General features: G+C 66.8%; 8 protein-coding genes. 5 read left to right on the forward strand and 3 right to left on the reverse strand.

The genetic code is table 11. The features are described from left to right. Positions 1–9 precede the first annotated feature (9 nt). Together ACR2MZ_RS00455 and ACR2MZ_RS00460 are read right to left on the reverse strand one after the other, a co-directional pair. Positions 10–1,386 (reverse strand): glycosyltransferase, encoded by a 1,377-nt coding sequence (locus tag ACR2MZ_RS00455; RefSeq protein WP_434003106.1) that lies wholly within the window; start codon positions 1,384–1,386, stop codon positions 10–12. A 221-nt stretch (positions 1,387–1,607) separates the two neighbouring features. Further along, a complete protein-coding gene (locus ACR2MZ_RS00460) occupies positions 1,608–3,086 on the reverse strand; it encodes a hypothetical protein (protein WP_434003107.1) in 1,479 nt (492 codons plus the stop codon). 548 nt (positions 3,087–3,634) lie between these two features. Between ACR2MZ_RS00460 and ACR2MZ_RS00465 the strand changes: the two genes are divergently transcribed. The 4 genes from ACR2MZ_RS00465 (at position 3,635) to ACR2MZ_RS00480 (ending at position 8,305) form a co-directional block, all read left to right on the forward strand. Beyond that, positions 3,635–4,462: a dolichyl-phosphate beta-glucosyltransferase gene (locus ACR2MZ_RS00465; RefSeq protein WP_434003108.1), complete on the forward strand. Its 828-nt coding sequence runs from the start codon at positions 3,635–3,637 to the stop codon at positions 4,460–4,462. 341 nt (positions 4,463–4,803) lie between these two features. Beyond that, on the forward strand, positions 4,804–5,862 hold the full coding sequence (locus ACR2MZ_RS00470; RefSeq protein WP_434003109.1) for a hypothetical protein: 1,059 nt from the start codon (positions 4,804–4,806) through the stop codon (positions 5,860–5,862). Then, positions 5,859–7,427: an RtcB family protein gene (locus tag ACR2MZ_RS00475; RefSeq protein ID WP_434003110.1), complete on the forward strand. Its 1,569-nt coding sequence runs from the start codon at positions 5,859–5,861 to the stop codon at positions 7,425–7,427. The genes ACR2MZ_RS00470 and ACR2MZ_RS00475 overlap by 4 nt, the downstream gene beginning before the upstream one ends. Then, on the forward strand, positions 7,427–8,305 hold the full coding sequence (locus ACR2MZ_RS00480; protein ID WP_434003111.1) for a hypothetical protein: 879 nt from the start codon (positions 7,427–7,429) through the stop codon (positions 8,303–8,305). The genes ACR2MZ_RS00475 and ACR2MZ_RS00480 overlap by 1 nt, the downstream gene beginning before the upstream one ends. A 379-nt stretch (positions 8,306–8,684) precedes the next feature. Here the strand turns inward: ACR2MZ_RS00480 and ACR2MZ_RS00485 are convergent, their stop codons facing one another. Next, positions 8,685–9,071 carry a hypothetical protein gene (locus tag ACR2MZ_RS00485; RefSeq protein ID WP_434003112.1) on the reverse strand — a complete coding sequence of 129 codons (387 nt, stop codon included), beginning with the start codon at positions 9,069–9,071 and terminating at the stop codon, positions 8,685–8,687. Between the two features lie 19 nt (positions 9,072–9,090). Between ACR2MZ_RS00485 and ACR2MZ_RS00490 the strand changes: the two genes are divergently transcribed. Further along, positions 9,091–9,765, forward strand: coding sequence for a hypothetical protein (locus ACR2MZ_RS00490; protein ID WP_434003113.1), 675 nt, complete (start codon positions 9,091–9,093; stop codon positions 9,763–9,765). The last annotated feature ends 93 nt before the right edge of the window (positions 9,766–9,858 follow it).

The following is a 9,858-nucleotide window of genomic DNA, read 5'->3' on the forward strand; positions in this document are numbered from 1 at the left end:
GCGCGCAGCTCAGCCATATTGGAGCTCCGGCTTGCGCAGCCGATCGAGCCCGTGCACAGTCTTTTCCCAATGCGACGGTTTCACGACGAGCTGGGCTATCGCTCGGATCGCTCCGATCGACATCATCAGCCAGTAGATGGGCGAGAGCAGTACCACCCACAGAAGATCAGGCCTACCGGCGATCCAGATGCCCACCACAGTCCTGTAAAACGCCAGGAAGTTGCCGGCTACCAGGCAGGCCAACGCCGGATAGTAGAGCCACGCTGGGAAGAGGGTTTGCACGAACTCCGGCTTGCCGAGGAACCAGAGCGCTGTCAGCAGCCAGAAGACTGGGTTCAGGGCCGCTAGCAGGGGCGTCGTTCCGACAGTAACGTTGAAGCTCAGGAAGGCCCGGGGACCCAGCTCTCGCCAGAGCCGGACGGGCTGGCGCATGTGGACCAACCAGGTCTGCAGGTAGCCCTTGTACCAGCGCGACCTCTGCTTGATCCAGTTGATGAAGTCGCTGTTGGCCTCCTCGGAAGTGACTGAGTCAAGCACTTCCGTCTTGTGGCCCAGGCGGTACAGGCGCACTCCCAGGTCGGCGTCCTCGGTCACGTTGTGGGGATCCCAGGCCCCGACCGCCTCGAGTGCGGTTCGCCTGATGTGCATCGAGGTGCCGCCCAGCGGGACCGGACCACCCATAGCAGCCAAGGCTGGCAGCATGGCGTCGAACCAGGTGAGGTACTCGGCCGCGAACAGACGGGTCAGGAGGTTGTCGCCGGTGTTGTGGTAGTGGAGCCTGGCTTGGAGACAACTCACCTGCGAGCCGAGTCGGCGAAAGGCGACAGCCGCGCGGCGTAACTGAAGAGGCTCAGGCCGATCCTCGGCGTCGTAGATGGTGACCAGCTTGCCCTTCGTGAGCTGGAGGCCGTAATTGCAGGCTTTGGGCTTCGTTCGCGGCCCACCACTGGGGATCTCAACTATCTCAAGGTTCGAGCCGTGCGGCGTCGCCCGAGCGGCGGCGATTGTCTCGTGATCGTCAGCTTCCAGCAGGAGCCGCAGCTCGAGGCGATCCGCCGGGTACTCCAGGGCCTCCAGGGCGTGGATGGTCTCGCCGATCACGTTCGCCTCCCGGTACGCGGCGACCATCACCGTGTACGTTGGCAGTCTCCTGTCAGGTACGGCGCGTGCTTCCTCGTCTGTGACAGTGACGAGTGCCGGCCGGCTGACCATTCTTCGAAACCAAACGATGCCGTAGATGAAGACGAGCACGTACATAGCGGTGCCCAAGGCGTTGAGCCCCACCACTACAGCCGTCGGAAACCCGGCCAATCCCAGGATGAGCGCGACAGTGGCGCCGACGAGCAGCACACGCTGATCGCTGGTCAGCGTCCGTCTCGCGGACATCTCAGGAAGGGCCCGACTGAGTCCGTTCACACTTGTGTCGAGCCGGGCGGCCTGGGTGCGGAGTTCAGCCGGACGCCGGCTGCGCTTCCCGCTCACGCCAAGGCTTTGATGCGGCGCTCTGACTCTCCGCGGCGCGATCGGCCTGGCGGACTGCGCTGCTTGCTGGCCCGGGCGGTCGATCAAGTGAAGCGAGAGCGGCTTGACGCGGCGCTGGGCTTGACTCACCGTGAGCTCCCCAGACTCGCCTGCGCCACCTGCGTGGCGAACTCGGCAAGGGCATCACCCGCCTGGCTGTTCGCGTCGCTCGCGGCTGCTGTCCTGGCGCCGCCAAAGAGCTGCAGGGCGGTGAACCGCAGCGGCTGGAGCCGAGCAGTTGAGGGCGGCGCCAGCCGCCATTCCGCGTCAGTTCTGTTTCTTACGTTGAGGACCACCCGCTGATAGGCCAGGCCGGCAGCAGTTCGCACAGGCCACTCCCAATCAACTCCAGCCCAGGTCGCGCCCGTGGATTGCTGTTGATACACAACGGATTTGGCGACCACGCCGCCGCCCAAGTCGATCACATGCGCCGTCTTCAGTCGGTAGCTGTGCAGGCGGTAGCTGTCTTCCAGGCTGTACTTGGCGAGCGCGCTGCCATCTGCAGTGGTGAATAAATCGAGTGTGACTGGACCATAGAGGCCCAGCCCCGATGGGGCTGAATTTTGGGAGGGTTGGGAGGAGTATCGGTAGCGGTCCCAGGTTCCGCCCGTACCGAGATAAACAGGTGCCCAGGCATAGGAGTCGGTCTTCCTGATGCTCCAACCGGGGAGCGGATTACTCGGGACCACGGCGCTCTGCAGGACGGGCGTCCCAAGCGGGCTGGCGACGAGCTGAAATTGGCGCTGCGCGTCATTCGCCAAGGTGGCGACAGTGGCTGCGAGGCTCAAGATCGCCAGTCCCGTCCCCGCTCGCTGCACAGCCAAGCGGCGTGGCCGGACGACCCCGAGCAATCCCGCGGCCCAGCCGCTCAGGCGCTCCCGGAGGTCTGGAGTGATGGCGCCCAACCCCAAGTCCAATGGCCTCACTGCCATCTGCCGCGTCCCTAGCCCGAAGACCACGAAGGCAACAGCAGGTGTGAGCATGAGAGCAGCCAGGCCGGTGGGAAACCCCACTATGTAAGCTGGCGGCAGCGTGGCGGAAGCGAAACTCAGCGACTTGTTGATCGGGTTACTCACGAAGGCGCCAACGCCGGTCAAGGCCAGGACATGTTGGGCGGGCCAGATCACTCCGAGCAATGCGATGGGGAGGCGGAGCCGCCAGAGGGCGCGCGTTCCGAATGTGAGAGCGATGGCCGCCGCGACGAAGATGGGCAATGAAACCAGATCGAGTCGCCAGAGCCAGAAGTAGGCGGAGAGCCGAATCGGCAAGATTGTCATGATGGCCAGAGCGGCGACGAGAAGGGGAAGGCCGACTATCCAGTCGAGATACCTGTCGTGAATATCTGGACCGGATTCCGCAGCGACCGCCCTCTGCAAACCGAGCAATAGGGCCATTGCTGGTAGTAGCGCCAAGTACGCGGACGACGTGGCCAGGGTCAGGAGCGTGTAGTGATAGGCGATCGCGCAGATGCCTACCAGCCCGATGACGCGCAGCACAGGTGAGCAGGTGCCAAGGTTGAACGCCGGCCGCGCGGCGCCGAGTGATGCTCGCAAAGTGACGCTCAAAGCGGACGCTTATCCAGTGCCAGACACTGACGCGCGGATAAGATCCCGGCTCGAAATCTCGGCTGCGGAGATGGTCATCAACCCGCAGCGCGGCGTGGTGGCCGCGCGCGGGCAGCGACCATTGAATGTCGGCTGAATGTCGGCGTCCGAGGCTTTACCGTGGCGTCAGCGCGCACGCGAACGCCGCCTGATTGGAGCATCGATGTCAGTATGGAATCTCGGGCACCAATAGCCAATGGGACATCCGCACCACCTGTGCTTAGGCCTTGTCCCGACAGCGCGCTACGACTTGTCTAGGTCAGTGGAGAAATGTCTCGCCCAGAGTGCAAGGAGTCCCATTGCACTGATCCTCCGGGCCAGCGATATTGGCGGAGCAGAGGGTGCGGGATCAGCTGGGAGGGCCTGATCTAGCTCACCTGGCAGGTGATTCGGGCATCGGGAGGTGGTCAGGCGGCAGTGAGCCAGGAGCAATGAGTAAGAAGAGACGGGGGCTGAGACCAACCGATGCCAGGCGGAGGTCCGCCCCGGGGGCTCCCACAGCCGCACGCTTGACAGCCGGCCGTCTCCTGGCCCCGAGCTGGGCTCGGGACCTGGCCAGTGGCCGACCGGCCAAGACAGCCGTGGTCGACGTCGTCATCCCCGTCTTCAACGAGGAACGCGCGCTTTCGTCCAGCGTGCACCGGCTTTGGGCATATCTCGAGGCCCAGCTCCCCGTCGCCTGGCGGATCGTCATCGCTGACAATGCGAGCACCGACCAGACCTGGCTGGCCGCCCAGCACTTGACGGATACCCTCCCGCACGTGGAGGCTATTCATCTCGACCGCAAGGGTCGGGGTCTGGCACTGAAGACCGCCTGGCTGAACAGCGATGCCGACGTTCTCAGCTACATGGACGTGGACCTGTCCACTAATTTGGAAAGCTTCCTGCCTCTTCTCGCCCCCTTGTTGACGGGGCACAGCGACGTGGCCATCGGGACGAGGCTCGCCCCGCGCGCCCGGGTGACGCGCCAGCTAAAACGAGAGGTGCTCTCCCGCGGCTACAACGGGCTGATTCGAACCGGCTTCGGGGCCGGTTTCAGCGATGCGCAATGCGGCTTCAAGGCGATCCGGGCGTCGGCCGCTCGCAAGCTCCTGCCGTTGGTCGAAGATTGCTCCTGGTTCTTTGACACCGAGCTCCTGCTCCTGGCTGAGAGGAACGGTATGCGAATCTTCGAGGTGCCTGTCGATTGGGTGGAGGATCTCGACTCGCGAGTTGTCATCCGTCGCACCGTGGCAGAGGACCTGCTGGGGTTGTGGCGTATGCGGCGGGCGTTCTGGCGGGGGGACGGTGTCACGCGAGACGGCGTCGGTGACTTGCTGGCATCCGGCTTGACCTAAGTCAATCCGCCTGGGCTGAGCGGCGGTTGAAGCCCGGGTATGGGTCTCAATCTGGCGGTTGAGACCACTCCAGGCGGTTATCGCCGCCCGGCTGAGCAGCGCCCGGGACTCCTGCCCAGACCGATCCGGGACGGCGGCTTGACCCGGTGGCGTGTCGCCCATTCTTTCCCGGCCAACGCCAGCCTATGCTCTGCCCCCGTGAGAAGTCGCGCGCTCCATCGTCACTGCCAGAGTCGGCCCCGCATCGCTCTCCGCGGTCCGCGCCGGCGCCTGCCTGGCTGCTCTTTGGGTCGTGCCCTGCACAGCGCTGGGTCACTGGTCAGTGGGAGCGGGTTAGACAGTTGAGCGGCGTTCGCTGGTCTGAGTTGCGGGCGCCCAGGGCGCATCGCACCTCGCACGAACTGCCCTGGACGGCCACCCTGAACACCGCTGGCGAGCGGGTCGGATTCGAGTCGGAGCTGCCCTGGGCATGTCGGCTGTTGGAGGAGATGGCCGGATCCGATCTCATTCGAGGGCCTGGTCACGAGCCGACCGTCCGAGTCAGGATTGAGCGCAGTCACCGGCCCTTCGAGGTCGATGGCCGGGAGCCACTGACCCGAGGCGCGTGGCTGCGCGACGGCCAGGTGATCATGGAGGACGTTTGCAGCTCGGGCTTCGACCTGCGGGTTACGACCGGGTCGGCCGCGCCGATCTTCGACTTCCGCTGGCGACCGCGGCCGCAAGTCCGGCTCGCCACCAATTTGCTGCGGGTGCGCGCCAAATTGCTCACCCGCGCCGTGCTGGGCCAATACCCGGCTCTCTGGTCCGCCGGCGCGCGCGGCCGGGTCCCGCTCCACGCGCCCGCCTGCACCGTGGGTGCTCGAGTGGCGCTGGTTGCTGGGCCCGCCGGTGTCGGCAAGTCGACACTCCTCCTCCGCGAGATAGCAGCCGGCGGCGCGGCCACCTCCGATAACATCGGCGTCGGCGACGGCAGCTCGGTCTGGGGCCTTGTGGAGCCGCTGCGCGTCGAGGTTCGAGGCCGGCGCACCACCAGTGGGCGCGGCGAGGTCGACTTCGGCGGCCGCGTGCCCGTTCTCGAGCCGGACATGCTAGTTGTGCTGCGTCGCAGCTTGGCTGAGTCCGCGTCGGTGAGAGCCTGCGAGGCCGAGCTGGCCGCGCGTGCCCTCGTTACCGGCACCTACGCCGCCGGCGAGCTGCGCCGCTACTGGGCCTTCGCGGCCACGTTGAGCGCAGGTACCGGAGTCGGACCGGACCATCCCCCCATCGCGGAGGTTGGGCGGCGCTTCGCGGCCCGCCTGCGCTGCCTCGAGATTACGCTCGGCCGCCGCCCCGGAGCGCGGTTGGGACAGCTGCTTAAGTCGGCCGAAGCCCGGCCTTCTCGGTTGGAGGTACTAGCTTGAATATCGACTCCACAACTTCGGGAGACGAAAGCTTCACTCGCATCCACCACCCACAGCGCAGCGCCGTGCCAGCGCCTGGGGCGCTGCTCGATTGCGATCACGACGGCGGCAACGGCCGGAGTGACCACTGGGACCACGGCCATGGGCACGACCCCAAGCGCGACCTGCAACGGCCGCGGATCTACGACAGCCTCGACCATCCGGCTGAGCCGGAGGCCCTCGCCGTCCTTGCCGAGGGGCTGCGCGACGCCGACCTCGCGGCCCCTCCCGTCGTGCTGCCCGACTTCTTTCACAAGCAGAACATGGAGATGCCGTCGAGCATCGCTGTAGCCACCCGAGACACCATCCGGCCCACCCTGACCAGCGCCTCCGTAAATTGCGGCATGGCCCTGATCGCGCTGGACGGCGAGCGGCCCAAGCGAACGGCGGTCGACGCGTTCTACGGCGCCGCCCGGCGCCGGTACCCGGTGCCGCCAAGCCGCCGCCTGGAGCTCACCCACGAGGAAGTGCTGCGCTCCGCGGTGGAGGGCGCACCTTTCGCGATGGACCGCTGGGCAGCCGACCCTGACGACATCGCCCGCATCGAGGAGGGGGGGCAGCTCGACCTTGCCCCTTACGGCGGCGCCCAGAGCGTCCGCGACGACTTGCCCTGGCTTCTGACGCAGCTGTCGCGCATGCGCTTTGGGACCATCGGCCCCAGCAACCACTTCCTGGAGCTGCAGGAGGTCGAGGAGGTGCTCGACGGAGACACCGCTTCCCGACTGGGCCTGCACCAGGGCCAGATTACGCTCCAGTACCACAACGGCGGCGGCCCTTTGGCCGGCGCCATGGGGGCCCTGTTCGGTAAGCGGAAGAAAGTCAACAGCACGCTCCGGAAAGTGATGCTCCTGCAGAAGCCGGCCTACCACCTGGCCACTGCCCGCTCGCTTGAGCAACTGCGCCTGCGCCTGCAGCTCTACTTCGGCGACGGCTGTCCGCCGGTGGAGCGCTTCAGCGAGGAGGGCCGTCGCTTGATGCTGTCCCGCGCGGTGGCCATGAACTACGGCTTCGCGTTCCGCCAGGCCACTTATGCGAGCCTGCGCCGGCTGGCGCGCGAGCACCTCTGCTCAGGAAGCCGCCTGATCGTCGACTCTCCGCATAACTCGATCTACGAGGAGGAGGTCGACGGGCGCACGGCCATCGTCCACCGCCACAACGCCTCCCGCGCCTACGGTCCCAAACTGATGGCCGCCCACCCGATCTTCTCGGTGACAGGCCAGCCGGTGCTGGTCCCGGGGACCAGTCGGACCTGCTCCTACCTCTGCGTGGGGACCAACGAGTCACGGCCGAGCCTGCACACGGCTTGCCACGGCACCGGTAGCATCGTCAAGGACTTCGCCAACCGTGGGCTCTCCGGGCCGGATCCCCAGGGCCGGGCGACACTGCGCTACAGCTACGACAGTGACGATGCCAAGGTGGTCCAACACCTGGACAACCGGGGCGTCGACGAGGGCCTCCAAATCATGGTCGCTGAGCGTCTGGTCCGCCCGGTGGCGCGGCTCCGCCCGATCGCCGTCCTCAACTGATGCGGTGCCCCCAGCTGCGTAGCTGTCATGGGCGGCTCGCCGGCCTGCTGGCGGCGCTCCTGGCCGGTGTCTTCACTCTCGCCTGCGGTGCCACGCCCGGTGCTCCAGCGGGGCCCGCCGCTGCGGTCTCGCCGGCCGCCGCTGGCTATCTGGTCCGTGGCGTGTACGGCAAGGATGGCTCACCTGACGGGCACAGCAAGCAGATGCAGGCCGGGTTCAACACCTTTGACGTCAACCCCGACCGAAGCCAGCTCGACGCATTGCCGGCCGGCGCCAAGGCATTCGTCTGGCTTGGCGGCTGGAAGAAAGACTCGTGCACCTTCGAACGCGATGACAACACGGTGGTCAGGCTGCTGCAGGGCATCCGGGGCCACTCCGCCATCGGCGCCTTCTTCCTGGGTGACGAGCCGCTAGTCTCGGCCTGTCCAGGCGGACCTGCAAAGTTTCGCGCCCGCACTGCGCTTGTCCACCGCTTCGACGCAAGGCCCACCTTCACTGTGATCCAGGAGTACGACCCCAGGACCGGGGAGCGGTTCCCCTATGCACCCTGGCGGGGCACCGTGGACATCATTGCGATCGATGTCTACCCCTGCTCCTTCGCCAACGGCTGCAACTGGAACCTGATCCCCGATGCCATCGCCGCCATCGACCGGCTCCACGTGCCGTACTGGGCAGTGCTGCAGGATTTCCAGGACGACTACTACCGGCTTCCGTCCGCCGCGGAGCTGGCCCATCAATGGCAGCTCTGGCGGGCCAGTCGAGCCACCGGCTACCTGGTCTTCAGCTGGCACTGGAAGAGCACCGAGCTCAGCAGCTACCCGGACAATGTGGCCCAGCTGGCGACTGAGAACCGGGTCCCCTTCACGACGACCGGCTGACGCCCAATCCCGGCCTCAGCGGCAACGGGCTGGTCCGCTGCTCGCTGCTGCGGGGGGCGATCGCTGCCAACCACGGCCCCGCAACGGCGCGAGGCCATGTCCCAGCATCGCTCCGGCTGGTGATCGAGTCGAGCCCGAGCGACCATGGGTCATGGCTTGACATCTGTGCTGTGATTGCCGCAGGCTAGGCGACCACCAGAGACGAACGGTCCGACAGGCGTGCGCCCGGCTCGGTGCCGCCGTCCAGGGGGTAGCAAGGACCGGCTCGAATCTCCTGCCGCTATGGCTGCGGGGGGCGTTCGAGGCCGGTCGGGAGGTTGCATGAGTGCGAGCTGGATGAGAATCAGGGTGAAGGGAGACCGGTTCTTCGCCGACGCAGTCACCGATGCGGGGCGGGCCGGCTCGTTCGTCGTGAGGCGACGCGTTCCGCAGAGCGTGAGAGCGAGGTGAGCGGCTTGCCGGGCTCGCTGCGAAAGCCGGCTATGTGGGCGATAGGTCTGGCGCTGGCCGCCGCCGGCTGCTCGTCGACCGCTGGGGTCGAGCCGCCCAGCGCCCCGCAGCGCGCCGGCCTGTCTGTGGCCGACCGGCCGGAGGTCGAGACCAACCCGGCGACGTCTCCATCGCCGACCCCGGTGGCCGTCCAACTCGCTCCTCGGGCAGCCGGCGCCCGCCCCGGCGCGGCGAAGCCGTCAGCGGGTGCCAGGTCGACCTCTGCGCCTGCCCGGTCGACCTCTGCGCCCGCCCGGCGGGGGGTGTACCGGTTCAACTCGGAAGCCTGGCGGGCTATGGCGGCAGCCGGGTTCAACGCAGCGACCGACGGCGGCGTTGCCAGCCTGGGACAGGCCGAGGCAGCGGCGGGACTGAACGGCATGGTCTGGGTACCCGCCTATGACAATCGCTCCTGCCAGCAGACCATGAGCGACGCTGCCATCGTTGCGGTCGTGACTGACAACGTCCGCTCCGGCTATGGTGGGTTGACCTACCAGATCGGCGACGAGCCGACCGCCAACGGCTGCGCTGCAGCCCCTGTTTACTCGCACCTGACTGGGCTGGTGCACTCGGCCGACCCCCGCGCGCAGACCTGGGTGGCGGACGACCAGTTCAACGACCCCGATACCGGTCACTGGCCGGCCGGCCTGCCTATGAACGGCACCGTGGATGTGCTGGCCTTCGACGTCTACCCCTGCCAGTCGGGCCCCTGCGACTACGGAATGATCGACCAGGCGGTCAACCGCATACATCAGGCAGGTGTTGCCAAGTGGGAGTTCATACTGCAGGACTTCAACGCCTCCTCCTGGCGGTGGCCGAGCCCGGCGGAGCTGAGAACTCAGTTCGAGCACTGGCAGCACCAGGGCGCGAGCGGCTACTGGATCTTTGCCTGGGACTACCAGGACGGCAACCTCGCCGACCAGGCCGGGCACGTTGCCGCCCTGCAATGGATCAACCGCCAGCCAGTCTGATTGCGCGTCAAACGCGGAAGGTGCTGACCGGCGCTAGCCGACCTGGCTTGGGACGGCGTCCCAGCCCACTCTGGGCTTATGTCCCCGATGGGT

Source organism: Candidatus Dormiibacter sp., from assembly GCF_050999135.1.
GTDB lineage: Bacteria > Chloroflexota > Dormibacteria > Dormibacterales > Dormibacteraceae > Dormiibacter > Dormiibacter spiritus.

Coding starts and splice junctions, on each gene's coding strand:
- ACR2MZ_RS00480 (WP_434003111.1), top strand. CDS start 7,427: ATGCGGTGCCCCCAGCTGCGTAGCTGTCATGGGCGGCTCGCCGGCCTG.
- ACR2MZ_RS00490 (WP_434003113.1), top strand. CDS start 9,091: ATGGCGGCAGCCGGGTTCAACGCAGCGACCGACGGCGGCGTTGCCAGC.
- ACR2MZ_RS00455 (WP_434003106.1), bottom strand. CDS start 1,386: ATGTCCGCGAGACGGACGCTGACCAGCGATCAGCGTGTGCTGCTCGTC.